The sequence below is a fragment of the Delftia sp. DS1230 genome (genome assembly GCF_040112715.1).
GTDB lineage: Bacteria > Pseudomonadota > Gammaproteobacteria > Burkholderiales > Burkholderiaceae_C > Comamonas > Comamonas tsuruhatensis.
Map to the genome: position 1 here is coordinate 393411 of NZ_CP157763.1, position 22907 is coordinate 416317.

The window sequence follows — 22907 nt, forward strand, 5'->3', positions numbered from 1 at the left end:
TTGGAGGAACGGATGGAAGGGGAGGAAGAGGAAGGAAGGTGGGGAGAGAGGGCTGGCGGGCTCACTGCCAGTGCAGCAGCCGCCTCTCGGCCCAGGACATGAAGCGCACCATGCCCACGCCCAGCAGGGCCAGCACCAGCAGCAGCGCCATGACGCCATTGATGTCGAAGGTGGAGCCCAGGTAGGCCAGGGTCTGGCCCAGGCCCTTTTCGCTGGCGATGATCTCGGTGCCCACCACGCCCAGCAGGGCATAGATCAATCCCAGGCGCAGGCCCGAGAAGATCACCGGGACGGCGCCGGGCAGCGTGACCTCGAAGAAGGTGGTGGCGGCGCTGGCGCCCAGGGTGCGGCACAGCGTGACGTGGTCCTGGCTGACGCCCCGCATGCCTGCCACCGTGGCCGACAGCACGATGAAGAAGGTCAGCGAGCAGCCCACGGCGATCTTGCTGCCCAGCCCCAGCCCGAACCACAGGATGAACAGCGGCGCCAGCGCGATGCGCGGCATCACGTTCAGCGCGTTGAAGTAGGGCTCCGCAAAGCGCTCGACGGCCGGCCAGCGCACGAAGACCAGTCCGGTGGCGAAGGCGGCCACGCTGCCCAGCACGAAGGAGCAGCCCACGGCGGCCAGCGTCCAGCCCAGGTCGGACCAGAACCGGGCCGTGCCCGCATGGTTCCAGAGATAGGCGGCCACGCCGCTGGGCTGGCCGAAGAAGGTGGGGTCCAGCCAGCGGCGCGCGGCGGCCCATTCGGCCAGTCCCAGCACGAGACAGATGAACAGCGCATGCAGCGCCAGCCATTGCAGACGGTCAGCCTTCATGGTGCACCCATCCCGATTCAAGCTGCGACCACAGGGCCGCATAGAGTTCATGGAAGCGCGGCGACTTCTGCAGGTCGCGGATGGAGCGCGGGCGCGGCAAGTCTATGGGCAGGTCGGCGATGATGCGGCCCGGGCGCGAGGACATCACCACCACGCGGTCGGAGACGGCCACGGCCTCGGCCAGGTCGTGGGTCACGAACAGCACGCTGTGGCGGTGCTGCTGGCACAGGCGCAGCAGCAGGTCCTGCAGCTGCAGCTTGGTCTGCGCGTCCAGGGCGCCGAAGGGCTCGTCCATCAGCAGCAGCTGCGCGTCCAGCGCAAAGGTGCGCGCCAGTGCCGTGCGCTGGCGCATGCCGTGGGACAAGGCCTTGGGCAGGGCCTGCGCATGGTCGGCCAGGCCCACCTCCTGCAGCATGCGCAGTGCGCGCTCCGTGCTGTCGGCCGTGCCGACGCCGCGCACGCGCGCGCCGAAGGCGGCGTTCTCCAGCGCCGTGCACCAGGGCAGCAGGCTGTCGCGCGCCAGCATGTAGCCCACGCGGGAACTGCCCAGGCGCGGTGCCTCGCCCAGCACGCGCAGCGTGCCGGCGCCGGTGTGGGCCACCAGGCCCGCGCAGAGGTTGAGCAGGCTGGTCTTGCCGCAGCCGCTGGGCCCGACCAGCGAGACGAATTCGCCCTCGGCCACCTGCAGCGCAATGTTGTCCAGCACCTGCGTGCGGCCGTCGAAGCTCAGGTGCAGGCCGTCGGCGGCAATGGCCTGCGGCGGCAGTTGCGATCCATTGGAAGTCATGGCGCGCGCCCCCTTCACTGCGCCAGCAGGGGCGCGGTGTCGATCAGCCGGCTGATCTGCCCCGTGCGCTGCAGGTAGCGCGCGGCATGCTGCAGGGCCTTGGGGTCCACCGCAAACTGCATGGAAGGAATGGCGTTGCGCAGCGCCACTTCCAGGATCCGTTCGCCGCCGGTCGTGTTGATGCGGAAGCTGTCCTGCGCGACTTTGAGCAATGCATCGAAATGGGCCGGTTCGCGGGCATAGTCGGCCGCCTCGTTCATGGCGCGGCGCAAGCCCTCCACGGCCTGGGCGTTCTTGCGCAGGAAGTCGGCGCGCACCACCTGCAGCACGCCGGCGCCGTTGGTGTCCACCACATCGGCCGGACCCTGGCCCCTGCGCGGATCGACGACGATGCGGCAGGCCTGGCTGACCTCGCAAAAGCCGTCCATGGGCGAGAACAGCATCAGGCCATCGACCTGCCTTTGCGCAATCGCTGGAAAGGCGGTGTTGGGCGAGCCCACGGCGACGATGGTGACGTCGTCCGCCTTCATGCCGGCGCCCTGCAGCAGGCTCACGAGCTGGAACTCGGCCGCGCTGCCGCGCGCCGTCACGCCGATGCGCCGGCCCTTGAAGTCCTGCATCACGGCGGGATAGCCCTGGCCGGCATGCGCCATGGGCAGGGCCGCCGAGGCCATGAGGAAGAACGTCGGCGCGCTGGCGCCGCTGCCGATCACCTTGAGGTCGGCGCCCTTGTTGACCGCCTGGAGCAGCACCTCTGGCGGCGTAAACGCCACTTCGAGGTCACCGGCCAGCAAGGTCTGCAGCGCCAGCGGCGCTTGCGGGATGGGGCGCAGTTCGCAGCGTATGCCGTGCTTCTCGCACAGTCCCCGCGCGTTGGCCACGCGCACCAGGAAATTGCCGATGCCGGGGTAGTCCTGGATGCGCAGCGTGGGCGTCTGTGCAAGGGCTGCCTGGGTCGAGAGCAGGGCGAACACGAAGGCGGATACCAGGGCGAGCGTGGTGCGGATCATGGGGCGGGCTCCATACGTGTGGGTATGGGGCCGATTACAAGGACGGTGCTATGCGCCAATTGCCGCGAAAGGGACAATGGGCGGGTGAACACCAAGCTCGGTTCCCCCAACACCTCTTTGGCGCAGGCGCGCAGCGAGCGCTATCGCGTGGACCTGCTGGCCGAATTGCCGGCCGCATCGGCACGCGGGCTGCGGGCCATAGGCTCCAGGCGCCGCTACCGCGATGGACAGTTCGTGCAAAAGCGCGGCGATGCGGCCGACCATGCGCTGGTGCTGCTGTCAGGGCGCTTTCGTGTCGTGGCCTTCACCGTGGGCGGCACCGAGCGCATGACGCGCTGGCTGGAGGCCGGGGAGATCACCGGCATCAGCTCGGTGCTGGGCAATGCGCCCGTGCCCGTGGACCTGGTGGCCGATGGAGATGTCGAGGTGCTGGTTCTGCCGCGCCAGCCGCTGCTGGACTTCCTGGAGCGCGATGCGCCCGCATGCCTGGCTGTGGCGCGTCTGCTGAGCCTGCGCGTGAACGGGCTGCTGGACACCATCTTCATCAGTTCGGAGGACACGCTGCATGCCCGGGTCTGGGCCACCTTGCAGGTTCTGGCGGCAGAGAACGGCCAGCCCCTGCCCGGTGGCCGCACCCTGCTGCGCATATCGCAGGGCGATCTGTCGCATGTGGTGGGCGCCTCGCGCCAGCGCGTGAACGAGGAGCTGCGCAAGCTGCAGGCGGGCGGCAGCGTGCGTCTGGGCTATCGGTGGATCGAGGTGCTGGGCTGAGGCAGCTGCAGGCTCAGGTCCCGCCCACGTAGGGGTTGCTCTTGCGCTCGCGGCCGAAGCTGCTTTCGGGGCCGTGGCCCGGGATGAACACGGTCTGGTCGCCCATGGGCCACAGGCGCTGGACGATGCTGTCGATCAGCTGCTGGTGGTTGCCCTGGGGAAAGTCGGTGCGGCCGATGCTGCCCGCGAACAGCACATCGCCCACGAAGGCGCGGTCGATCTGTGGCGCATGGAACACCACGTGGCCGGGTGTATGGCCGGGGCAGTGGCGCACCTGCAGCGTTTCCTGGCCGATGCTCACCGTGTCGCCATCGTGCAGCCAGCGCGTGGGCGTGAAGGGGGCCGAATGCGGGAAGCCGAACATGGCGCCCTGCTGGGGCAGGGCATCGATCCAGAACTGGTCTCCGGGATGGGGGCCGATGATGGGCAGCTGCTGTGCATCGGCCAGCTCGCGCGTGCCGCCCGCGTGGTCTATGTGGGCGTGCGTGAGCCAGATGGCCTTGAGCGCCAGGCCCAGGCGATCTATCTCCCAGCCGATCTGCTCCAGGTCGCCGCCCGGGTCGATGACGGCGGCTTCCATGGTCTGGTCGCACCAGACCAGCGAGCAGTTCTGCTGGAAGGCGGTGACGGGGATGGTGTGGTACTGGAGCATGGGCGGCGTGGGTGCTTCTGGCGAAAGCGCCCATTATTCCCGCTCCTTCCCCTGATGGCAGCGCAGGGCCGCCTCCGCTTGCGCCGTCAGGTGGTCGGCTGGCCGCATTGCCCGCAGAACCGCGCGCCGGCCGGATGGCTGGCGTTGCAGCTCCTGCAGGCCTGCGGCAGCACCGCGCCGCCGCACTGCGGGCAAAAGCGCGAGCTGGAGGCAATCGATGCATGGCAGCCGGGGCAGACCGCCGCCACGGCCGCAGGCGGGTATGCGCCGCCGGCGTGATGCCCGCCGATATGGACGCCGATATTGCCGCCGTGATGGCCGCCGCGCGCGTGTTGTCCGAACAGTCTTTGCAAGAGTCCCATGGTGCCTTCCTTCGCACTGCGCGGCTGCGCCGCTGCAGTCGCTCAAAGGTGCATTGGGACACGGCAGCGGTGCGCCGGGTCGTGGATGGCGATCATTTAATGTGGCTGTCATTTCGCGGCAATCCGGCGTCTTGTGACGGACAGGCGACATCCTCGCGGGCAGACCCCGTGGCTGTCGCCACGCGGCCGTGATACAAGCTAGCCGTGCCGCCAAGCCAGCCTGCCGTCATGCAGGCGCGCAAGGATTTTTTCGAGGATGGGCCGGGCCGCCGCCTGCGCAATGCAGCGCAGGGCGGGTACCGGCATCACGCGAGGGAGAACCGGTATGTTGATTGGCGTGCCTGCCGAGACCATGGCAGGAGAAACCCGGGTGGCCGCGACCCCCGAGACCGTCAAGAAGCTGCGTGCGCAAGGCCATGTGCTGCGCGTGCAGTCGGGAGCGGGAGTGGCGGCCAGCGTGCCCGATGCCTTGTTCGAGGCAGCGGGCGCCGAGATCGTCGATGCGGCAGGCGCCCTGGGCGCCGATCTTGTGCTCAAGGTGCGCATTCCTTCGGAGGATGAGCTGCCCCTGGTCCGCAAGGGCGCAACGCTGGTCGGCATGCTGGACCCCTTCCAGCCCGCAGGCCTGCAGCGCCTGGCCGATGCGGGCATCACGGCCTATGCGCTGGAGGCGGCTCCGCGCACCACGCGTGCGCAGAGCATGGACGTGCTGTCCAGCCAGGCCAATATCGCCGGCTACAAGGCCGTGATGATCGCGGCCAACCAGTACCAGCGCTTCTTTCCCATGCTGATGACGGCGGCGGGCACGGTGAAGGCCGCGCGCGTCGTGGTGCTGGGCGTGGGCGTGGCCGGCCTGCAGGCGATTGCCACGGCCAAGCGCCTGGGCGCCGTGATCGAGGCCAGCGATGTGCGGCCCAGCGTGCGCGAGCAGGTCGAGTCGCTGGGCGCGAAGTTCATCGACGTGCCCTACGAGACGGCCGAGGAAAAGGAGGCCGCCGAAGGCGTGGGCGGCTACGCCCGCCCCATGCCGCAAAGCTGGCTGGACCGGCAAAAGGCCGAGGTCGCCAAGCGCGTGGCCCAGGCCGACGTGGTCATCACCACGGCGCTGATCCCGGGCCGGCCCGCGCCCGTGCTGGTCACGGCCGAGATGGTGCAGGCCATGAAGCCAGGCGCCGTCATCGTGGACCTGGCGGCCGAGCGCGGCGGCAACTGCCCGCTGACCCAGGCCGGCATGACCGTGGTCACGCATGGCGTGACCATCGTGGGCCTGACCAACCTGGCGGCGCTGGTGGCGGCCGATGCCTCGGCCCTGTATGCACGCAATGTGCTCGATTTTCTCAAGCTCATCATCAACAAGGATGGCGCCCTGCATGTGGACATGGAGGACGACATCGTGGCCGCGTGCCTGATGGCCCATGAAGGCCAACTCGCAGCACAGCGGAGGAAATGACATGGAAGCCGTATCCCCCACCATCATCCATCTCATCATCTTCGTGCTGGCCATCTACGTGGGCTACCACGTGGTGTGGACCGTCACCCCCGCGCTGCACACGCCGCTGATGGCGGTGACCAATGCCATCTCGGCCATCGTCATCGTCGGCGCCATGCTGGCGGCGGCGCTCACGGAAACGGGCCTGGGCAAGACCATGGGCGTGCTGGCCGTGGCGCTGGCCGCGGTCAACGTGTTCGGCGGCTTCCTGGTCACGCGGCGCATGCTGGAGATGTTCCGCAAGAAAGAGCGCAAGAGCGCTCCGGCCAAGGACGGCAAGGATGCCAAGGCGGAGGGCCAGTCATGAGCATGAACCTCGTCACGTTGCTCTACCTGGTGGCCAGCGTCTGCTTCATCCAGGCGCTCAAGGGGCTGTCGCATCCCACCACGTCCATACGGGGCAACCTGTTCGGCATGGCCGGCATGGTGATCGCCGTGCTGACCACGGCGGCGCTCATCGTGCAGCTGGCCGGCGGCAATGCATTGGGGCTGGGCTGGGTGCTGCTGGGCCTGCTGGTCGGCGGCACGGCCGGTGCGGTCATGGCCCAGCGCGTGGAGATGACCAAGATGCCCGAGCTGGTGGCCTTCATGCACAGCATGATCGGCCTGGCGGCGGTGTTCATCGCCGTGGCCGCCGTGGCCGAGCCCTGGGCCTTTGCCATCACGGCCAAGGGCGGCGCCATCCCGGGCGGCAACCGCGTGGAGCTGGCGCTGGGCGCCTTCATCGGCGCCGTGACCTTCACGGGCTCGGTGATCGCCTTCGGCAAGCTCAGCGGCAAGTACAAGTTCCGCCTGTTCCAGGGCGCGCCCGTGCAGTTCAAGGGCCAGCATGCGCTCAACGCCGTGCTGGGGCTGGCTGCGGCCTTCTTCGTCTTCGGCTTCTGGCACAGCCAAAGCTGGATGGACATCGTGCTGGTCATCGCCCTGGGACTGCTGCTGGGCGTGCTGCTGATCATTCCCATCGGCGGCGCGGACATGCCGGTGGTCGTGTCCATGCTCAACAGCTACTCGGGCTGGGCGGCGGCGGGCATCGGCTTCTCGCTGAACAACAGCATGCTGATCATTGCGGGTTCGCTGGTGGGCAGCTCGGGCGCCATCCTGAGCTACATCATGTGCAAGGCCATGAACCGCTCGTTCTTCAGCGTGATCCTGGGCGGCTTCGGCGGCGAGGCCACCAGCGCGGCGGCAGGCTCCCAGCAGCAGCGCAACGTGAAAAGCGGCAGCGCCGACGATGCGGCCTTCGTCCTGGGCAATGCCGAGACCGTGGTCATCGTGCCCGGCTACGGCCTGGCCGTGGCGCGTGCCCAGCACGCGGTCAAGGAGCTGGCCGACAAGCTCACCGAGCGCGGCGTGACGGTGAAGTACGCCATCCACCCGGTGGCCGGCCGCATGCCCGGCCACATGAACGTGCTGCTGGCCGAGGCCGAGGTCCCCTACGACCAGGTCTTCGAGATGGAGGACATCAACAGCGAGTTCGGCCAGGCCGACGTGGCCATCATCCTGGGCGCCAACGACGTGGTGAACCCCGCCGCGCACGTCAAGGGCAGCCCCATCTACGGCATGCCCATCCTGGAGGCCTACAAGGCCAAGACGGTGATCGTGAACAAGCGCTCCATGGCGGCCGGCTATGCGGGCCTGGACAATGAGCTTTTCTACATGGACAAGACCATGATGGTCTTCGGCGACGCCAAGAAGGTGGTGGAGGACATGGGCAAGGCGCTGGAGTGAGGCGTGCGCCCGGGCTGAAGTCCGAGGAGGGCAGGGCCCAAGCCCTGGCCTCCTTGAAAACGATCTTGGGTCAGCCCCCGGACCGGGTCAGCAATTCGTCCAGCGCATCGGCGATGGCTTGGCCTTCATGCTCCAGTGAGGCCACCACTTCACCCAATTGATCCAGGGCGACTGAAACCATGTCCTGGGCATGCAGGACGACCGGCACGCCTTCAATGACAAACACGGGATTCATCCTCGCACCCACGGTTGGAGTGCCGCGCGGCAGCAGAGCTCGTCTGCGAACGAACCCACCGAGATGTTGACCGCGTTCCAGTCGCTGGCGCAGGCGTCGGCAAGCCGTTGGCGCTCACGCTGTGCGCCCTCCTGCCTGGCAACGTATTCGGCCAGCAGGGATTCCATGGTGGCCGAGAGATTGTCGGTATAGGCCTTGGCCTGCGTCACCAGATCTGCATTGATCGTGAGATGGATTGGCCGCTTGGCGCTGGAGACAGCAATGGATTTCATCTCGGAACCCTCAGATAAAGATCATGCGCACAGTGTCTGTATGAGAGCGCGACGAGTCAAACCGCCGCGACCCAAGGCCCTGCTTGAACGTCTCACAGCTTCATGTCGTAGCCGATGGTCACCGGCGCATGGTCCGAGAACTTCACATCCTTGTAGATGTTCTCGGTGCGGGCCAGCGCGGCGGTAGCGGGGGTGGCCAGGTGGTAGTCCAGGCGCCATCCCACGTTGTTGGCGTAGGCCTGGCCGCGGTTGCTCCACCATGTGTAGCAGGTGTCGGTGGTGTCGGGCTGGAGCAGGCGATAAACGTCCACCAGGCCGCCAGTCGGCTCAGTTTTGTTCAACAATTTTGTCATCCACTCGCGTTCCTCGGGCGTGAAACCGCTGTTTTTCTGGTTGCTGCGCCAGTTCTTGAGGTCGATCTGCTGGTGGGCGATGTTGATGTCGCCGCAGAGGATGAACTCGCGTTCGCCCTTCATGCGCATCAGGTGGGCGTGCATTTCGGCCAGGAAGCGGAACTTGGCCGTCTGGCGCAGTTCGCCGGAGCTGCCGCTGGGAAAGTAGGCGCTGATGATGGACAGCTTGCGCGATGGCGTGTCGAAGCGCGCCTCCACGTAGCGGCCTTCGGCGTCGAATTCGTGCGAGCCGAAGCCGACCACGACGTCGCTGGGCTCGTGGCGGCTGTAGACGCCCACGCCCGAGTAGCCCTTTTTCTCGGCGTAGTGGAAGTGGCCGCGCAGGCCGGCCAGCAGCTCGAAGCGTCCGGTCATGTCGGCGGCCTGGGCCTTGATTTCCTGCACGCAAATACAATCCGGCGCAGTGGCCTCGATCCAGGCTTCGACGCCCTTGGTCGAGGCCGAGCGGATGCCGTTGAGGTTGAGGCTGGTCAATTTGAACAAGGATGAATCCATGGTGGTGAGTAATCTGCAGGCCGAGGACGCAGGCCGTCTGGCGCAGGAATTTGTGCAATTCGCCGTTGACGCAGGGGTGCTGCGTTTCGGCGAGTTCAAGACCAAGGCCGGGCGCATGAGCCCGTACTTCTTCAATGCCGGCCTGTTCGATGACGGCGGCAAGATGGGCCGTCTCGCCGAATTCTATGCAAAAGCCATCGCGGCCAGCGGCATCGAGTTCGACATGATCTTCGGCCCGGCCTACAAGGGCATCCCGCTGGCGGCCACCGTGGCGGTGGAGCTGGCCCGCATGGGCATCAACAAGCCCTTTGCGTACAACCGCAAGGAAGCCAAGGACCACGGCGAGGGCGGCACCCTGGTGGGCGCGCCCCTCAAGGGCCGCGTGCTGATCGTGGACGACGTGATGAGCGCCGGCACGGCCGCGCGCGAGTCCATCGCCATCATCCGCGCCGCCGGTGCCACGCCGCATGCCGTGGCCATCGCGCTGGACCGCCAGGAAATGGCCACGGAAAATGGCCAGGACGTGCCCCACAGCGCCGTGCAGTACGTGCGCAACCAGCTGGGCATGCAGGTCTGCACTATTGCAAAACTGGCAGACTTATTGCTTTATCTTGAGAGTCAAGGTGGCAGCGCAGGCAGCGGCCACCATGAGCGCGTGCTGGCCTACCGCCAGCGTTATGGAGTCAACGACAAGGGGTGAGCGGTTGATGAAGCGGGCGATGCATGCACGATCCTTGCTGTGTGCCATGGGCTTGGCCACGCTGGGCTGCGCCGTGCTCGCCCAGGATGTGCCCCTGGGGCCGGGCATCTATTCATGCACCGACGCCCGTGGCCGCCGCCTGACGGCCGACCGCCCGATTGCCGAATGCGTGGACCGCGACCAGCGCGTGCTGGGCAACTCCGGCGTGGAGTTGCGCCGCGTGGGCCCCACGCTGACCGACAACGAACGCGCCGAACTGGACGCCCAGCGCCGCCGCGACCAGGCAGAGCAGCGCCGCATGCGCGAGGAGCGCTCGCGCGACAAGGCGTTGATCACGCGCTACCCCAACCAGGCCGCCCACGATGCCGAGCGTGCCGAGGCCATCTCCCAGGTCGATCAGGTCATCTCCGTGGCGCGCCAGCGCCAGCAGGAACTGCAGACGCGGCGCACGGCCCTGAATGCCGAGATGGAGTTCTACAGGAAAGACCCCGCCAAGGCGCCGGCATCGCTGCGCCGCCAGCTCGACGAGAACACGGCCTCGCAGGAGGAGCAGCAGCGCTTCGTCCAGCAGCAGGACCAGGAAAAGCGCCGCATCCAGGAGCGCTTCGATGCCGAGCTGCAGCAGCTGCGCCAGCTGTGGGCTGCGAGCGCACGCCGCTGAGGCAGGCCCAACGCCGCGCCCGCCGCCGCGTTCTTTCTTCTTCCTGCCCCTCCTTTCCTTCCTCCTTCTCGTTGCACGCTTGCTGAGTCGAATTCGTCCTGCATGCGGCGCCCGCATGCAGGGCTAGGCTTTGCGCATCGAGTCTGCGGGCTGACATCAAGGGAGGCAGCATGACGGTGTGGCGTTGGTTGATGGCCTTGCTGCTGTGGGCAGCCGGGGCCTGGCTGTCCTGGGGCGGCGCCCAGCTCCTGCTGGCCGGCGGCAGCGGCTACTACGTGATCGCCGGCCTGCTGCTGCTGGTGGTGGGGTGGGGCATGGCGCGCCGTTCGGCCATGGCGCTGTGGCTGTTTGCGCTGTGGCTGCTGGGCACCGCGCTGTGGGCGGTCTGGGAGATAGGGCTGGACTGGTGGCCGCTGGCGGGGCGCCTGGGGGTGCCCTGGTTGATGGGCCTGCTGCTGGTGCTGCCCTGGTCCGTGCGTGCGCTGCGCCATGAGCCCGACATGGGCCAGAACCGGGGCCTGGCACCGGCCCATGCGGCGCTGGCGCTGGTGGTGCTGGGCACGGCCATTCTTGCGGGCCTGTCCTTCGGGCGCCAGCGCGATGCCCATGAAACCCAGGGCCAGTTTGCGGGGGCGGCCGCCGCTGCGTCGGACCTGCCTGCCGACGGCCAGGTCACGGCCGTGCAGAACATGTCCATGGTGGCCTCCGAGGCCGGCGGCCTGCGCAGCCCGCCGGTGCTGCAGGGCGATGCCACCGATGCCGTGCCCGATGGCGAATGGCATGCCTACGGCCGCACCGGAGCGGGCCAGCGCTATTCGCCGCTGCGCCAGATCGGCCCGCACAACGTGCGGCTGCTGCAATTGGCCTGGGAGTTCCGCACGGGCGATGTGCGCGGCAAGCCCGGCGATCCCGAAGAAACCACGTTCGAGGTCACGCCGCTGAAGATCGGCGAGCGCCTGTTCCTGTGCACGCCCCACCAGTCGGTGATTGCGCTCGATGCCACCACGGGCAAGCAGCTGTGGCGGCGCGACCTGCCCATGCCCAAGGGGCTGGCGCTGCAGCACCTGACCTGCCGGGGCCTGTCCTACCAGTCGGCGCAGGCGGCCGCGCAGTTCGATGCGGCGGCAGGGCAGACGCATTCGGCGGTGGCGCCGGCTGCACGGAAGGCCGGCGCACAGGCGGTACAGGCGGCACAGGCTGATCCGGCTTCCTCGGTCTCCCCGGCCCCTTCCTCCGATGATGGCCGCTGTACCGCCAAGCTGTTCATGGCCACGGCCGACGGCAAGGTGGTCGCCCTCAATCCCGCCGACGGCCAGACCTGCGGCAACGTGGCGGGCGGCCAGGGCCATATCGACCTCTGGCAGGGCATGCCCGAGCGCAAGCCGGGCTCGTACTACTCGACCTCGCCGGTGGTGGTGGCGCGCGACCGCATCATCGTGGGCGGCACCGTGCTGGACAACCATTCCACGCGCGAGCCCTCGGGCGTGATCCGTGCCTTCGACATCCGCTCGGGCGCGCTGCTGTGGGCCTGGGACCCGGGCCGGCCAGCGACCAGCACGCCGCTGCCCGAAGGGCAGACCTATGTGCCCAGCTCGCCCAACAGCTGGTCCATCTCCAGCGTGGACGAGACGCTGGGCCTCGTCTTCGTGCCCATGGGCAATGCGCCGCCCGACCAATGGGGCGGGAGACGCAGCGCCGAGGCCGAGCGGTATTCGTCCTCCGTGGTAGCGCTGGACATCGCCACGGGCGCCGTGCGCTGGGTGTTCCAGACCGTGCACCACGATCTCTGGGACTACGACGTGCCCTCGCAGCCCAGCCTGATCGACCTGGAGATCGGCGGCCACAGCGTGCCCGCCCTGGTGCAGCCCACCAAGCAGGGCGAGCTGTTCGTGCTGGACCGGCGCACGGGCCAGCCGCTGCTGCCCGTTACCGAGGTGGCTGCGCCGCAGGGCGCGGCACGCGGCGACCGCACGGCGCCCACGCAGCCGCATTCGCAGCTGAGCTTCAATCCCCCGGCCCTGACCGAACGCGACATGTGGGGTGCCACGCCCTTCGAGCAGCTGTGGTGCCGGCTGGCCTTCCACCGGCTGCGCTACGAGGGGCGCTTCACGCCGCCCTCGGAGCAGGGCTCGCTGATCTATCCGGGCAACTTCGGCGTCTTCAACTGGGGCGGCGTGGCCGTGGATCCGCGCCGGCAGGTGGTGTTTGCCACGCCCACGCGGCTGGCCTTCGTCTCCACCCTGGTGCCGCGTGCGGACGATACCTCGCTGCTGGTGCAGGATGGCGGCCCGCCCAAGGACGGCCTGCCCGCGCTCAACGAAAATTTCGGCGCACCGTTTGCGGTGCGGCTCAAGCCCTTTGTCTCGCCGCTGGGCATTCCCTGCCAGGCGCCGCCCTGGGGCTTTGTGGCGGGCGCCGACCTGCGCACGGGCCAGATCGTCTGGCAGCGCCGCAACGGCACGCCGCGCGACCTGAGCCCGCTGCCGCTGGGCTTTCGCATGGGCGTGCCCGGCATTGGCGGCCCGGTGGTGACCGCGGGCGACGTGGCCTTCTACTCGGGGGCTCTGGACAACTATGTACGCGCCTACGACGTGGACAGCGGCCGCCAGCTCTGGCAGGACCGCCTGCCCGCAGGCGGCCAGGCCACGCCCATGACCTACCTGGGCACGGACCAGCGCCAGTACCTGGTGGTGGTGGCGGGTGGTCATGGTTCGACCGGCACCAAGGCTGGCGACAGCGTGCGTGCCTATGTGCTGCCCAAGGAGGTGGCGGCGCCCTGAGCGCTCAGCGCCGTGGGGGTCTGCGCCGGCTCATGCCGATCCGGCCCGGCCCAGCATGCGCAGCACGCGCGTGACCAGCAGCGCGGCCACCCAGGCCAGTCCGCCGATCAGCAGCGGCAGGCGCAGCAGCGCGCCTTGCTGGGCGAACAGCATCAGCGCGTCTGCCTTCCACAGCGCGGCATAGCCCGTGTACAGGCAGTAGGCCAGCCAGGCCAGGGCGCCCAGGGCGAACAGGGCCGCCATGCGCCGGGCGCTGCGGCCATCGCGCGAATCCGCGGGCAGGGCGCGCGTGCCGTGCCAGACCCAGCCGATGGAGGCGAGCACCAGCAAGGCACTGGCTGCCACGGACAGCTGCAGCCAGGTATGGGGGGAGAGTGAGGACATCAAAAGGAAACCGCGCGCCGGCAAAGTGCCGGCCGCAGCGAGTGTAGCGGCGCAGTGCCCTGCGTGGTTTCGGTGCTCAGGCCGGTTGCCAGACGGTGGCGCCGTGGCCCTGGCCGCCGCTGCCGGGGACGGAATGGATGCCCAGCACGGCTGCATGGCGCTGCAGCAGGGCGTCGAACTGCTCGATGCTTTCCGCCGTGGCCGGGGCGTCGTCGTATTCGCTGGCCACCTGGTCCGTGGTGAAGGAGCTGGCGCCGAACTTCTGGACGATGTTGCGCAGCTTGTCGAGGTTGGGGCTGGAGGATGGTGTCATGGCAACTCCTTGGGGTCATGGACGCCTGCTGCGCCGCAGGCCTGTGGGCCAGTGTAGCCCCGGGGCCTGGAGCGGCCATCCGGGGCATCCCCGCAAAGCGGCGTAGGACTTGGAACCCGCCGTCAGCCGCCCGTGGCCACGGGGCCGGCGCTCAGCACTTCGGCCAGCGGCTTGCGCGGCGTGGGCACCTCGCGCTCGCGCAGATCGTCGGGCAGGGTGGCCGCATCGCCGCGCCAGCCCACGGCGATCACCACCTCGGGCTCCAGGTGCTCGGGCAGGCGCAGCACCTCGCGTGCGGCGTCGGCCGAGAAGCCGCCCATGGCGTGCGTGGCCAGGCCCATGGCGTGGGCTTCCAGCGCCAGGTAGCCCCAGGCGCAGCCTGCGTCGAAGCTGTGCTTGCCGGGCGAGGCCTGGCGGTCGGACATCAGCACGATCAGCGCGCCCGCCTCCAGGCACCAGCGGCGGTTGAACTCGTTGGGAATGGTGCTGAAGGCCTGCCAGTTCGCATCGCCGCGCAGCGCATAGGCAAAGTGCCAGGGCTGCTTGTTGCTGGCCGAAGGCGCCCAGCGCGCGGCGTCGGCCAGCTGCTCGACCTGGGCCTGGCTCAGTGCCTCGGGCCTGAAGGCGCGCGGCGACATGCGGCCCAGGAACTGCGGATGGATGGGGGTGGTGGTGTTGCGTGTCATGCGGATAGGCGGCAAGCAGAAAGGAAAGCGGCAACGATAGCGCAAGGCCTCAGGGCTGGCGCGGTGCCTGGCCATGCTGCTGGCTGATCACGCGCAGGTGGCGCTCCATGCGGATGAAGACCAGCACCATCACCACCAGCACGAGGAATGACATCAGCATGCTCCAGAAGGCCGTCTCCACGGCGCCGAAGCGTTCCTTCCAGGAGCTGCTGCCGTGGCTGTCCTCGCCGCGCAGCGCGCGCGCCGCATTGTCCAGGGACAGCGTGTAGTTCAGCAGCACCGTGGACAGGATCTGCTGGGCCGTCTGCGCCTGCAGCCGCGGCTCCAGCGCGGCATTGCCGAAGACCTGCTCCAGCGCGGCGGGCAGGCCCTGCACATAGGCCGCATAGGCGCCCTTGCCGTGTTCCAGCTCGGCGGCCTGGGCACGCTCATGGATGGCGGCGGCGGTATCCACGGGATCGACCATCCAGCTGTCTTCCTCGTCGGCGGAGGCGGCTGCGGCAGCCGCTGCATCGGCCGCCGCTGCGTCGGCCGCCGCATCCACGGCACCGGCATCGCCTTCGCGCTGGCCGCGCTCCTGGATGTGGCGCTGCACATCGGCCTCGGACGGCAGGGCGTCGCCTTGCAGCAGCGGGTGCAGCGGTGCCAGGCCCCGGGCCTGGTGGTCCCGCTCTGTGCGCTCGCGCCGCGCAGGATCCTTGTTCACGAAGGCGCGCACCAGGGCGTCGGCCTTCTGGAAGGCGGGGCGCAGCGCCGGATCGGCCAGGCGCTTTTCCATGGCGGGTTCGCCGCCGCCCGCGCCCAGATCGCGGCTGGTTTCGTCCACGACGAACTGCAGGTCGGGCCTGGCGTCCTTCCAGTTCAATTCCTGGGCCACGGCCTGGGGCGCCTCGGCCTTGCCGGGCCTGAAGCTCTCCCAGGTCCACAGTGCCATGCCCACCAGCACGAGCAGGGAGAACACCAGCAGCACCACGCGCACCACCTGCACCAGCAGGTCCTCGATCCTGCGCAGCATGTTTGTAATCATCGGATTCCTCGGTTGGTTCGTAAAACAAGGGCGCGTCCGGCCCGCCTGCAGGCCTGTTCTGTTGCTATTGATTTGAAAGCACCGGACGCAGACGCGCGAATTCTAGGAAGGCTGCCGCGCACGCGCGCACCGGTTCTCAATGTTTTACATTTCGCGCCAAACTCGAAGTGTGCATGTGCTCCCGTGGCATGCGCCGTCCTGCAATGGGTGTCTGCCGGATGGCGGGATGTTCATGGCCGCAGGGCGCATGGTTCTCCCGCTTGCGGGCGCGCTGGCTTTGGGCCTACCGGCTGTAGCGGCTTCCCGAATCCGCTGTAATGCTCGCTTTGATTTCTGACTGACTAGAGAGGGCTCGCCCATGACCAAAACGTCGCTGGATAAATCGAAGATCAAGTTCCTGCTGCTCGAAGGCATCCATCCTTCCGCACTCGAAGTGCTGCGCAACGCGGGCTACACCAATGTGGAGACCGTGACGGGCGCGCTGGAAGGCGAGGAGCTCAAGCGCAAGATCGCCGACGTGCACTTCGTCGGCATCCGTTCGCGCACGCAGCTGACGGCCGACGTGTTCGCCGCCGCGCAAAAGCTCGTGGCCGTGGGCTGCTTTTGCATCGGCACCAACCAGGTGGACCTGGACGCGGCGCGCGAGCGTGGCGTGGTGGTCTTCAACGCGCCTTACTCCAACACGCGCTCGGTGGCCGAGCTGGTGCTGGCCGAGGCCATTCTGCTGCTGCGCGGCGTGCCCGCCAAGAACGCCTCCGCCCACCGCGGCGGCTGGCTCAAGAGCGCCGAGAATTCCTACGAAATCCGCGGCAAGACGCTGGGCATCGTGGGCTACGGCTCCATCGGCACCCAGCTGTCGGTGATGGCCGAGTCGGTGGGCATGCAGGTGCTGTTCCATGACGTGTCCACCAAGCTGCCGCTGGGCAATGCGCGCCAGGCCGCATCGCTGGCCGATCTGCTGGCCGGCAGCGACATCGTCACCCTGCACGTGCCCGAGCTGCCCTCCACCCAGTGGATGATCGGCGCCAAGGAAATCGCGGCCATGAAGCCCGGCGCCATCCTGATCAATGCCTCGCGCGGCACCGTGGTGGAAATCGAGCCGCTGGCCGAGGCCCTGAAGGCCGGCAAGCTGCTGGGCGCCGCCATCGACGTGTTCCCCACCGAGCCGCGCAGCAACAAGGATGAATTCGTCTCGCCCCTGCGCGGCCTGGACAACGTCATCCTGACCCCGCACGTGGGCGGCTCCACCATGGAGGCCCAGGCCAACATCGGCCTGGAAGTGGCCGAGAAGCTGGTCAAGTACAGCGACAACGGCACCACCACCTCGGCGGTGAACTTCCCCGAAGTGGCCCTGCCCGCCCACCCCGGCCAGAACCGCATCCTGCACGTGCACCACAACCAGCCCGGCGTGCTGTCGGCCATCAACCAGGTGTTTGCCGAGAACGGCATCAACATCGCCGGCCAGTACCTGCGCACCGACGAGAAGGTGGGCTATGTGGTGATCGACCTGGCGGCCCAGTCCTCGGGCCTGGCGGTCGAGAAACTGACCCAGGTTCCCGGCACCATCCGCTGCCGCGTGCTGTTCTGATGGCCAGGTTTCAGGATGCTGCGCTTGGGCGCACTTCCTGAAACTGGCGCATTGCCGGCTCGCCCTATCTGCCCGGCTGCAGCAGCAGCCGCATCAGGTCCGTGCGCGTGATCAGGCCGGTCAGCCGGCCTTCGCGCATCACGGGAATGCAGGGCACGCTGTGCCGGGCCAGGGCGTTGAGCAACTGGCCCACGGGCGTGTCTTCGTCCACGCTGAGTTCAGGCGCATGAACCAGCTGGGGCAGCTCCGACAGGCGGGGCACGGCCCGGCTCTTGCCGGGCAGGCGCTGGCCCAGCCAGTTCAGCAAAGAAGGTTTTGCCGCAGATTCGGCCGGGCGCACGGGGCTCATCCACAGCCACTCGTACAGCTCGGCACGGGAGACCGTGCCGGCCAGGCCGCCATCGGCGTCCAGCACCGGCAGGCTCTTGGCCGGGTGCGCGCGAAAGCGTGCGGCCACGGCGTGCACGTCGTCGTCCAAGGAGCAGCTCACGGGATCGCGCGTCATCAGCTGGGCGCAGCGCACGCCGCCCAGGCGGTGCTCGATGGCGGTTTCCTCGGCGGCGGCCAGCAGCTCGGCCAGGTCATCGGCTTCCAGGTTGTTTTCCTGGCCGAAGCGCAGCAGCAGCCCCTCCAGATCGGCATGGGACAGGCCCAGGCGCGAGGCATGGCGGTGGGCCGCATCGGCGGGCGCGGCCTTGGGCGCCGTGTCGGCATGGTGGGGATAGCGCCGGCCCGTGGCGCGGTGGAGCGCCGTGGCCGCCAGGACCAGCGCCAGCGTCAGCGCGCCCACGGGCACGAAGGGCAGCATCCAGCCGGCGGCCAGCGAGGCCTTGGCGTTGAGCACCGTCAGCAGGGCCATGGCGCCACCCGGCGGGTGCAGCGAGCGCGTCAGCAGCATGCAGCCTATGGCGCCACCCACGGCCAGCGCAGGGGCCAGCTGGGGAGGGCTCCACTGCAGTACGAACAGGGCCCAGAGCGCAGACACCGTATTGCCCACCACGCAGGACCAGGGCTGGGCCAGCGGGCTGGTGGGCACGGCGAACAGCAGCACGGCCGTGGCGCCCAGCGGCGCGAACAGGCGCAGGGGAAGATCCCAGGTGCCCGCATGCGCCAGCCAGACCAGGGCCGTGGCCAGCCCCATGCCCACGATGGAGCCCATGGCCACGCGCCACATGTCCGCAGGCGCGGGGCGCGGCACCACCGGCCCCCATGCTTTTCTGTTCCAGCCCATGGCCTTGTTGTCTTGTTGTCTTTGCCTGCGCGGCCCTGGGGCAGGGCTGCAAAAGCGCGTCATTTTAGGAAGGGACGCCGCTCTTGCTGGCAGCATGGGCTTTGCACCCTTTCGGTGCAGCGCGCCTGCCGGCTCAGTCCACCACGGACTGGTACACGCCCTCGCGCATCACCCAGCGGTAGGGAATGCGCTGAGCCATGGACTGCATCATGAGGATGGCGAACAGGTCCTCCTGCGGATCGATCCAGAAGAAGGTGCCGTAGATGCCGCTCCATGAAAAGTCGCCCACGCTGCCCGGCAGCGGGTTGAGGCCCGGCGCCGTGCGCACCGCAAAGCCCAGGCCGAAGCCCTGGCCCACGTCGGGCGAGGGCAGCTGGGCGCCGAAATACGCCATGTCCGGTCCCATGCGCACGCTGGCGGGCAGGTGGTTGGAGGTCATCAGCTCCACGGTCTTGCGCGAGACCAGGCGCACGCCGTCCAGCGTGCCGCCGTTGCGCCAGAACAGGCACAGCCGCGCGTAGTCGGCCATGGTCGAGACCATGCCACCGCCGCCCGACTCGAACACCATGGCGCGCGTGACCGGGGGGATGGGCGGCATCTGTTTCTGCGGCCCTTCGGGCTGGGGCCGCGCGGCGCGTGCGATCTCGCTGTCGGGCGCATGAAAGCCCGTGTCGGCCATGCCCAGCGGCCCGGTGATGTGCTCGCGCACGAAGGCGGCCAGCGTCTGGCCGCTGACCACCTCGACCACGCGGCCCAGCACGTCGGTGGACATGCCGTATTCCCAGGTCTCGCCGGGCTGGGCCACCAGCGGCAGCTGCGCGAGCCTGGTGATGAACTGCGCATTGGTGAACTTGCCGCTGAACAGGCCCGCATCCAGGTACATCTTCTTGACGGGGTGCTCGGTGCCGGCGAATCCATAGGGAATGCCGGAGGTGTGGCGCAGCAGGTCCTGCAGCGTGATGGGCCGCGCCAGCGGCGCGCGCTCCAGGCCCACGCGCAGCGCGGCCAGCTCGGGCAGGTACTGCTCCACAGGCTCGATGATGGACAGCCGCCCCTGCTCGGCCAGCATCATGATGGCCAGCGAGGTGATGGGCTTGCTCATGGAGGCGATGCGGAAGATGGCATCGGGCCGCATGGCCGTGCCGGCCTCGGGGTCCAGCAGGCCGAAGCTCTCCAGGTAGGCCAGCTTGCCGCGCCGTGCCACCAGGGCCACGGCGCCCGGGATCTCGCCGGTGTCCACGCCGCGCTGCAGCCGGGCCGACAGGCGCGCCAGGCGCGCGCTGCCCAGGCCCACGGTTTCAGGGGAGTCAGCCCAGGGCAGGCCGGGGATGTGCAGGCGGTCGGTGCTGGTGGTCATGCTGTCTCCTCAGGTGCGATGGCAGGGATTCTGGAGACATGCAGGCGCAGGCGCTGTTCGGTGCGGGACAGCCGGCGCGGAGCGTGCACACGAAAAAAAGCCCGCCACGGTGGGCGGGCCTGGTGGGCTTGGTGGGCCGGGTGGACCGGGCGTGTGGTCAGACCAGCTTGGCCTTGAGCAGCTCGTTGACCTGCGCCGGGTTGGCCTTGCCCTTGGAAGCCTTCATGACCTGGCCGACCAGGGCGTTGAAGGCCTTGTCCTTGCCTGCGCGGTACTGCTCCACGTTGGCCGGATTGGCGGCGATCACCTCGTCGATGATCTTCTCCAGCGCGCCCGTGTCGTTCATCTGCTTGAGGCCCTTGGCCTCGATGATGGCGTCCACGTCCTGGCCCTCACCTGTCCACAGCGCCTCGAACACCTGCTTGGCGGCGTTGTTGGAGATGGTGCCGTCGCCGATGCGCGCGATCAGCGCGGCCAGCTGGGCGCTGGAGACCTTGGCGGCCTCCATGCCGATTTCCTCGGTGTTCAGGCGGCGCGAGATCTCGCCCATGATCCAGTTGCTGGCCAGCTTGGGCGCATTGCAGGCCCGGGCCGTGTCCTCGAAGTAGGCGGCCATGGCCTGGCTTTGCGTCAGCGTGGTGGCGTCGTACTCGGGCAGGCCGTATTGCTCGACAAAGCGCGCGGCCATGGCGCGCGGCAGCTCGGGCATGTCGGCCCTGACCTGTTCCACCCACTCGGGCGCGACCACCAGCGGCGGCAGGTCGGGGTCGGGGAAGTAGCGGTAGTCGGCCGCGTCTTCCTTGGTGCGCATGGAGCGCGTCTCGCCCGTGTCGGGGTCGAACAGCACGGTGGCCTGCTGGATGCGGCGGCCGTCCTCGATTTCCTCGATCTGCCAGCGGATCTCGTAGTCGATGGCCAGCTGCATGTTCTTGAAGCTGTTGAGGTTCTTGATCTCGCGGCGCGTGCCCAGCGGCTGGCCGGGCTTGCGCACGGAGACGTTGGCGTCGCAGCGAAAGCTCCCTTCCTGCATGTTGCCGTCGCAGATGCCGATCCAGGTCACGATCTGGTGCAGCGTCTTGGCGTAGGCCACGGCTTCTTCCGTGCTGCGGATGTCGGGCTCGGTCACGATCTCCAGCAGCGGCGTGCCGGCGCGGTTCAGATCGATGCCCGACTGGCCGATGAAGTCCTCGTGCAGCGACTTGCCGGCGTCTTCCTCCAGGTGGGCGCGCACCAGGCGGATGGTCTTCTTCTCGTCGCCGAGGAAGAAGGACACCTCGCCGCCCTGGACCACGGGAATCTCGAACTGCGAGATCTGGTAGCCCTTGGGCAGGTCGGGGTAGAAGTAGTTCTTGCGCGCGAAGATGCTGCGCGGCGCAATGTGCGAGCCCAGCGCCAGGCCGAGGCGGATGGCGCACTCGACGGCCTTTTTGTTCATCACCGGCAGCGTGCCGGGCAGCGCCATGTCCACGGCGCAGGCCTGGGTGTTGGGCTCGGCGCCGAAGGCGGTGCTGGCGCGGCTGAAGATCTTGGACTGGGTGGCCAGCTGGGCGTGGGTCTCGAAGCCGATGACGACTTCATAGCCCTGGATGAGTTTCGCGGTCATGGGGTCTCAGATGCCCTTCGGAGCTTGAAGGTGGAAATCGGTGGCCTGCTGGAAGCGGTGGGCGGCGTTGAGCAACTGGCCTTCCTTGAAGTAGTTGCCGATCAGCTGCAGGCCCACGGGCATGCCGGCCTCGCCAAAGCCTGCGGGCACGCTCATGCCGGGCAGGCCGGCCAGCGATGCGGGCAGCGTGAAGATATCGGCCAGGTAGTTGGCCAGCGGGTCGCTCTTTCCGCCCAGCTGCCAGGCCACGGTGGGCGCGGCGGGGCCGGCGATCACGTCGCACTGCTGGAAGGCGGCCTGGAAGTCGTCGGCGATCATGCGGCGGATCTTCTGCGCCTGCAGGTAGTAGGCGTCGTAGTAGCCCTCGGACAGCACGTAGGCGCCGATCATGATGCGGCGCTTGACCTCGTCGCCGAAGCCTTCGGCGCGGGTCTTCTTGTACATGTCCACCAGGTCCGTGTAGTCCTTGGCGCGGTGGCCGAACTTCACGCCGTCGAAGCGCGAGAGGTTGGACGATGCCTCGGCCGGGGCCAGGATGTAGTACACGGGAATCGACAGCTCGGTGCGCGGCAGCGAGATAGGCACCAGGCGGGCGCCCAGCTTCTCGTATTCCTTGAGCGCGCCATCCACGGCGGCGCGCACGTCGGCCGACAGGCCTTCGCCGAAGAACTCGGCGGGGATGCCGATGCGCAGGCCTTCGATGCCGTCGTTCAGGCGGGCCGTGAAGTCCTCGGCGGGCACGTCCAGGCTGGTGGAGTCGCGGTCCAGGTCGGGGCCGCACATCTCGGACAGCAGCAGGGCGCAGTCCTCGGCGCTCTTGCCCATGGGACCGGCCTGGTCCAGGCTGGAGGCGAAGGCGATCATGCCGTAGCGGCTGGCGCGGCCATAGGTGGGCTTGATGCCCGTGATGCCGCAAAACGATGCGGGCTGGCGGATGGAGCCGCCCGTGTCGGTGCCGGTGACGGCGGGCGCCAGGCCGGCGGCCACGGCCACGGCCGAGCCGCCCGAGGAGCCGCCGGGCACGCGGTCCAGGTTCCAGGGATTGCGCACGGGCGCGGGTGCGTCGAAGCCCACGGGCGCGACGGCCGAGTTCTCGTTGGCCGAGCCCATGGCGAATTCGTCGCAGTTGAGCTTGCCCAGCGTCACGGCGCCGGCCTCGGCCAGGCGGGTGACCACGGTGGCGTCGAAGGGCGAGCGATAGCCGGCCAGCATCTTGCTGGAGGCTGTGGTCGGGAAGTCGCGCGTGACGAAGATGTCCTTGTGCGCAATGGGCACGCCAGCCAGGCGACCGCCCTTGCCTTGGGCAATAAGGGCGTCGGCAGCGCGGGCCTGGGCCAGGGTGGCCTCTTCGTCGATGCTGACGAAGGCGCCCAGGTTCTGGTGCGCCTGGGCGCGGGCCAGGAAATGCTGGGCGGCTTCGACGGCGCCGAGCTTGCGCTCGCGCAGCAGGGCCGACAGGGCCGACACGCCGAGCGTGTGCAGATCAGTGGTTTGCTGGGTCATGTATGGGATGCGGAAAACGGGGACGGATGCCAGGGGACAGGAA

General features: G+C 68.5%; 24 protein-coding genes. 8 read left to right on the forward strand and 16 right to left on the reverse strand.

Annotated elements, in window-relative coordinates:
- Nucleotides 1–61: 61 nt before the first annotated feature.
- The 3 genes from AAN986_RS01745 to AAN986_RS01755 are packed head-to-tail and all read right to left on the reverse strand — an operon-like array spanning nt 62 to nt 2614.
- Nucleotides 62–817: an ABC transporter permease gene (locus tag AAN986_RS01745; protein WP_016453606.1), complete on the reverse strand. Its 756-nt coding sequence runs from the start codon at nt 815–817 to the stop codon at nt 62–64.
- Nucleotides 807–1604 carry an ABC transporter ATP-binding protein gene (locus tag AAN986_RS01750; protein WP_016448569.1) on the reverse strand — a complete coding sequence of 266 codons (798 nt, stop codon included), beginning with the start codon at nt 1602–1604 and terminating at the stop codon, nt 807–809. The genes AAN986_RS01745 and AAN986_RS01750 overlap by 11 nt, the downstream gene beginning before the upstream one ends.
- A 14-nt stretch (nt 1605–1618) precedes the next feature.
- Entirely contained in the window at nt 1619–2614 is a 996-nt protein-coding gene (locus AAN986_RS01755) for an ABC transporter substrate-binding protein (protein ID WP_016448568.1), read from the reverse strand.
- Nucleotides 2615–2698: 84 nt separating this feature from the next.
- Between AAN986_RS01755 and AAN986_RS01760 the strand changes: the two genes are divergently transcribed.
- Entirely contained in the window at nt 2699–3385 is a 687-nt protein-coding gene (locus AAN986_RS01760; RefSeq protein WP_013800207.1) for a Crp/Fnr family transcriptional regulator, read from the forward strand.
- A 13-nt stretch (nt 3386–3398) separates the two neighbouring features.
- Here the strand turns inward: AAN986_RS01760 and AAN986_RS01765 are convergent, their stop codons facing one another.
- Both AAN986_RS01765 and AAN986_RS01770 read right to left on the reverse strand, forming a co-directional pair.
- Nucleotides 3399–4037, reverse strand: a complete 639-nt coding sequence (locus AAN986_RS01765; protein WP_349335557.1) for an MBL fold metallo-hydrolase — start codon at nt 4035–4037, stop codon at nt 3399–3401.
- Between the two features lie 86 nt (nt 4038–4123).
- A complete protein-coding gene (locus AAN986_RS01770) occupies nt 4124–4399 on the reverse strand; it encodes a zinc ribbon domain-containing protein (RefSeq protein ID WP_082145249.1) in 276 nt (91 codons plus the stop codon).
- A gap of 325 nt (nt 4400–4724) precedes the next feature.
- Between AAN986_RS01770 and AAN986_RS01775 the strand changes: the two genes are divergently transcribed.
- Genes AAN986_RS01775 through AAN986_RS01785 form a run of 3 tightly spaced genes read left to right on the forward strand, consistent with a single transcriptional unit; the run spans nt 4725 to nt 7616 of the window.
- Nucleotides 4725–5849, forward strand: coding sequence for a Re/Si-specific NAD(P)(+) transhydrogenase subunit alpha (locus tag AAN986_RS01775; protein WP_016453602.1), 1125 nt, complete (start codon nt 4725–4727; stop codon nt 5847–5849).
- Nucleotide 5850: 1 nt separating this feature from the next.
- Nucleotides 5851–6195 (forward strand): NAD(P) transhydrogenase subunit alpha, encoded by a 345-nt coding sequence (locus AAN986_RS01780; protein ID WP_012202276.1) that lies wholly within the window; start codon nt 5851–5853, stop codon nt 6193–6195.
- The gene (locus AAN986_RS01785) at nt 6192–7616 is read left to right on the forward strand and encodes an NAD(P)(+) transhydrogenase (Re/Si-specific) subunit beta (RefSeq protein ID WP_012202277.1); all 1425 of its coding nucleotides are present in this window, start codon (nt 6192–6194) and stop codon (nt 7614–7616) included. Before AAN986_RS01780 ends, AAN986_RS01785 begins: the two co-directional genes overlap by 4 nt.
- Nucleotides 7617–7686: 70 nt before the next feature.
- Here AAN986_RS01785 and AAN986_RS01790 read toward each other — a convergent pair whose 3' ends face one another.
- The 3 genes from AAN986_RS01790 to AAN986_RS01800 all read right to left on the reverse strand — a co-directional run bounded on the left by AAN986_RS01790 (nt 7687) and on the right by AAN986_RS01800 (nt 9019).
- Nucleotides 7687–7851, reverse strand: coding sequence for a CcdB family protein (locus AAN986_RS01790; RefSeq protein WP_016453600.1), 165 nt, complete (start codon nt 7849–7851; stop codon nt 7687–7689).
- Entirely contained in the window at nt 7848–8123 is a 276-nt protein-coding gene (locus tag AAN986_RS01795; protein ID WP_016453599.1) for a type II toxin-antitoxin system CcdA family antitoxin, read from the reverse strand. Before AAN986_RS01795 ends, AAN986_RS01790 begins: the two co-directional genes overlap by 4 nt.
- A gap of 92 nt (nt 8124–8215) precedes the next feature.
- Nucleotides 8216–9019, reverse strand: coding sequence for an exodeoxyribonuclease III (locus tag AAN986_RS01800; RefSeq protein WP_016448562.1), 804 nt, complete (start codon nt 9017–9019; stop codon nt 8216–8218).
- Nucleotides 9020–9029: 10 nt separating this feature from the next.
- Between AAN986_RS01800 and pyrE the strand changes: the two genes are divergently transcribed.
- The 3 genes from pyrE to AAN986_RS01815 all read left to right on the forward strand — a co-directional run bounded on the left by pyrE (nt 9030) and on the right by AAN986_RS01815 (nt 13172).
- Nucleotides 9030–9731 (forward strand): orotate phosphoribosyltransferase, encoded by a 702-nt coding sequence (gene pyrE, locus AAN986_RS01805; protein ID WP_047218831.1) that lies wholly within the window; start codon nt 9030–9032, stop codon nt 9729–9731.
- 46 nt (nt 9732–9777) lie between these two features.
- Nucleotides 9778–10392 carry a hypothetical protein gene (locus AAN986_RS01810; protein WP_016453597.1) on the forward strand — a complete coding sequence of 205 codons (615 nt, stop codon included), beginning with the start codon at nt 9778–9780 and terminating at the stop codon, nt 10390–10392.
- Nucleotides 10393–10562: 170 nt separating this feature from the next.
- The gene (locus AAN986_RS01815; protein WP_349335558.1) at nt 10563–13172 is read left to right on the forward strand and encodes a membrane-bound PQQ-dependent dehydrogenase, glucose/quinate/shikimate family; all 2610 of its coding nucleotides are present in this window, start codon (nt 10563–10565) and stop codon (nt 13170–13172) included.
- A gap of 30 nt (nt 13173–13202) precedes the next feature.
- Here AAN986_RS01815 and AAN986_RS01820 read toward each other — a convergent pair whose 3' ends face one another.
- From AAN986_RS01820 to AAN986_RS01835, 4 genes are all read right to left on the reverse strand, one after another.
- Nucleotides 13203–13556, reverse strand: coding sequence for a hypothetical protein (locus AAN986_RS01820; protein WP_349335559.1), 354 nt, complete (start codon nt 13554–13556; stop codon nt 13203–13205).
- Nucleotides 13557–13632: 76 nt separating this feature from the next.
- Nucleotides 13633–13869 (reverse strand): hypothetical protein, encoded by a 237-nt coding sequence (locus AAN986_RS01825; protein WP_016448557.1) that lies wholly within the window; start codon nt 13867–13869, stop codon nt 13633–13635.
- Between the two features lie 122 nt (nt 13870–13991).
- Nucleotides 13992–14555, reverse strand: coding sequence for a nitroreductase family protein (locus AAN986_RS01830; RefSeq protein WP_047218857.1), 564 nt, complete (start codon nt 14553–14555; stop codon nt 13992–13994).
- Between the two features lie 49 nt (nt 14556–14604).
- Nucleotides 14605–15582, reverse strand: coding sequence for a hypothetical protein (locus tag AAN986_RS01835; protein ID WP_047218829.1), 978 nt, complete (start codon nt 15580–15582; stop codon nt 14605–14607).
- Nucleotides 15583–15940: 358 nt separating this feature from the next.
- On the opposite strand from AAN986_RS01835, the gene serA reads away from it, so the two are divergent.
- Nucleotides 15941–17170 (forward strand): phosphoglycerate dehydrogenase, encoded by a 1230-nt coding sequence (gene serA / locus AAN986_RS01840; RefSeq protein ID WP_012202286.1) that lies wholly within the window; start codon nt 15941–15943, stop codon nt 17168–17170.
- Nucleotides 17171–17234: 64 nt separating this feature from the next.
- Here serA and AAN986_RS01845 read toward each other — a convergent pair whose 3' ends face one another.
- From AAN986_RS01845 to gatA, 4 genes are all read right to left on the reverse strand, one after another.
- The gene (locus AAN986_RS01845) at nt 17235–18401 is read right to left on the reverse strand and encodes an HPP family protein (protein WP_047218828.1); all 1167 of its coding nucleotides are present in this window, start codon (nt 18399–18401) and stop codon (nt 17235–17237) included.
- Nucleotides 18402–18534: 133 nt separating this feature from the next.
- On the reverse strand, nt 18535–19758 hold the full coding sequence (locus AAN986_RS01850) for a serine hydrolase domain-containing protein (RefSeq protein ID WP_047218827.1): 1224 nt from the start codon (nt 19756–19758) through the stop codon (nt 18535–18537).
- A gap of 157 nt (nt 19759–19915) precedes the next feature.
- Nucleotides 19916–21361, reverse strand: coding sequence for an Asp-tRNA(Asn)/Glu-tRNA(Gln) amidotransferase subunit GatB (gene gatB / locus AAN986_RS01855; RefSeq protein WP_047218826.1), 1446 nt, complete (start codon nt 21359–21361; stop codon nt 19916–19918).
- Between the two features lie 6 nt (nt 21362–21367).
- The gene (gatA, locus tag AAN986_RS01860) at nt 21368–22864 is read right to left on the reverse strand and encodes an Asp-tRNA(Asn)/Glu-tRNA(Gln) amidotransferase subunit GatA (RefSeq protein WP_016448551.1); all 1497 of its coding nucleotides are present in this window, start codon (nt 22862–22864) and stop codon (nt 21368–21370) included.
- Nucleotides 22865–22907: the final 43 nt, after the last annotated feature.

Bases quoted from the DNA above. Each gene is read 5' to 3' on its own strand.
- AAN986_RS01815 (WP_349335558.1), top strand. From the start codon at position 10,563: ATGACGGTGTGGCGTTGGTTGATGGCCTTGCTGCTGTGGGCAGCCGGG.
- AAN986_RS01850 (WP_047218827.1), bottom strand. From the start codon at position 19,758: ATGACCACCAGCACCGACCGCCTGCACATCCCCGGCCTGCCCTGGGCT.
- AAN986_RS01750 (WP_016448569.1), bottom strand. From the start codon at position 1,604: ATGACTTCCAATGGATCGCAACTGCCGCCGCAGGCCATTGCCGCCGAC.
- AAN986_RS01790 (WP_016453600.1), bottom strand. From the start codon at position 7,851: ATGAATCCCGTGTTTGTCATTGAAGGCGTGCCGGTCGTCCTGCATGCC.
- AAN986_RS01745 (WP_016453606.1), bottom strand. From the start codon at position 817: ATGAAGGCTGACCGTCTGCAATGGCTGGCGCTGCATGCGCTGTTCATC.
- AAN986_RS01780 (WP_012202276.1), top strand. From the start codon at position 5,851: ATGGAAGCCGTATCCCCCACCATCATCCATCTCATCATCTTCGTGCTG.
- AAN986_RS01785 (WP_012202277.1), top strand. From the start codon at position 6,192: ATGAGCATGAACCTCGTCACGTTGCTCTACCTGGTGGCCAGCGTCTGC.
- gatA (WP_016448551.1), bottom strand. From the start codon at position 22,864: ATGACCCAGCAAACCACTGATCTGCACACGCTCGGCGTGTCGGCCCTG.
- pyrE (WP_047218831.1), top strand. From the start codon at position 9,030: ATGGTGGTGAGTAATCTGCAGGCCGAGGACGCAGGCCGTCTGGCGCAG.
- AAN986_RS01765 (WP_349335557.1), bottom strand. From the start codon at position 4,037: ATGCTCCAGTACCACACCATCCCCGTCACCGCCTTCCAGCAGAACTGC.
- serA (WP_012202286.1), top strand. From the start codon at position 15,941: ATGACCAAAACGTCGCTGGATAAATCGAAGATCAAGTTCCTGCTGCTC.
- AAN986_RS01845 (WP_047218828.1), bottom strand. From the start codon at position 18,401: ATGGGCTGGAACAGAAAAGCATGGGGGCCGGTGGTGCCGCGCCCCGCG.
- AAN986_RS01835 (WP_047218829.1), bottom strand. From the start codon at position 15,582: ATGATTACAAACATGCTGCGCAGGATCGAGGACCTGCTGGTGCAGGTG.
- gatB (WP_047218826.1), bottom strand. From the start codon at position 21,361: ATGACCGCGAAACTCATCCAGGGCTATGAAGTCGTCATCGGCTTCGAG.
- AAN986_RS01810 (WP_016453597.1), top strand. From the start codon at position 9,778: ATGGGCTTGGCCACGCTGGGCTGCGCCGTGCTCGCCCAGGATGTGCCC.
- AAN986_RS01775 (WP_016453602.1), top strand. From the start codon at position 4,725: ATGTTGATTGGCGTGCCTGCCGAGACCATGGCAGGAGAAACCCGGGTG.
- AAN986_RS01820 (WP_349335559.1), bottom strand. From the start codon at position 13,556: ATGTCCTCACTCTCCCCCCATACCTGGCTGCAGCTGTCCGTGGCAGCC.
- AAN986_RS01795 (WP_016453599.1), bottom strand. From the start codon at position 8,123: ATGAAATCCATTGCTGTCTCCAGCGCCAAGCGGCCAATCCATCTCACG.
- AAN986_RS01830 (WP_047218857.1), bottom strand. From the start codon at position 14,555: ATGACACGCAACACCACCACCCCCATCCATCCGCAGTTCCTGGGCCGC.
- AAN986_RS01755 (WP_016448568.1), bottom strand. From the start codon at position 2,614: ATGATCCGCACCACGCTCGCCCTGGTATCCGCCTTCGTGTTCGCCCTG.
- AAN986_RS01825 (WP_016448557.1), bottom strand. From the start codon at position 13,869: ATGACACCATCCTCCAGCCCCAACCTCGACAAGCTGCGCAACATCGTC.
- AAN986_RS01770 (WP_082145249.1), bottom strand. From the start codon at position 4,399: ATGGGACTCTTGCAAAGACTGTTCGGACAACACGCGCGCGGCGGCCAT.